Origin of the sequence: Roseisalinus antarcticus (assembly GCF_900172355.1) — a bacterium.
Classification (GTDB): domain Bacteria; phylum Pseudomonadota; class Alphaproteobacteria; order Rhodobacterales; family Rhodobacteraceae; genus Oceanicola; species Oceanicola antarcticus_A.
In genome coordinates, this window is sequence record NZ_FWFZ01000151.1 from 1 (window position 1) to 578 (window position 578).

General features: G+C 59.9%; 1 pseudogene. It reads right to left on the reverse strand.

Going from position 1 to position 578, the window contains the following annotated elements:
- Positions 1 to 81: 81 nt before the first annotated feature.
- Positions 82 to 390, reverse strand: a pseudogene (locus tag ROA7023_RS23660) (transposase); the annotation flags it as partial.
- Positions 391 to 578 lie beyond the last annotated feature (188 nt).

Below are 578 nucleotides of genomic sequence, written 5' to 3' on the forward strand. Positions count from 1 at the left end.
AGTGGCGGAAGATCTCCGGGCCCAACCGTCTGCCCGAGGTCATCCAAGGGATTGTCTTCAAAGACGGTATCAAGCAACTTCACGCTGCCGCCTGATGATGGCCGTCACCAACTTTTGGGCATATCTCCAGTCGAGATCGGCCAGCCGCAGTAAGCTCTCGACGAACACCGTCGTCTGCCTCAACGCCATGCCGAACAGCACTTTCATGGAAAGGCATGTCTGGATGGCGGCGTCGCCGTAGGTCTGCTGGCGGCCACGCCTGCCTGATGGCACGGCCTCCCAGATCATCTCGGGGTCGAACCAGATCGTCAGCGAGCCGCGGCGCTTGAGCGCTTCGTTATAGGCTCGCCAGTTTCTGGTCTTGTAGGTTGGGGGTGTAGGTCTGCTCATGCATCACAGCTACCACGCTGGATTCACGAGATGAATCCCTCACCGGGTTTGTGCAACAGAGCGTCGTGACGGTCAAGCGACGGCACGAACCACAACAGGTCATTCATTGCCCGGCAGGCGATTGCGAAGCAATCTGCCGAGAGGGGCGACCTCCCGGACGCCGAGATCAGTGAGAAGCAGGCACGCTC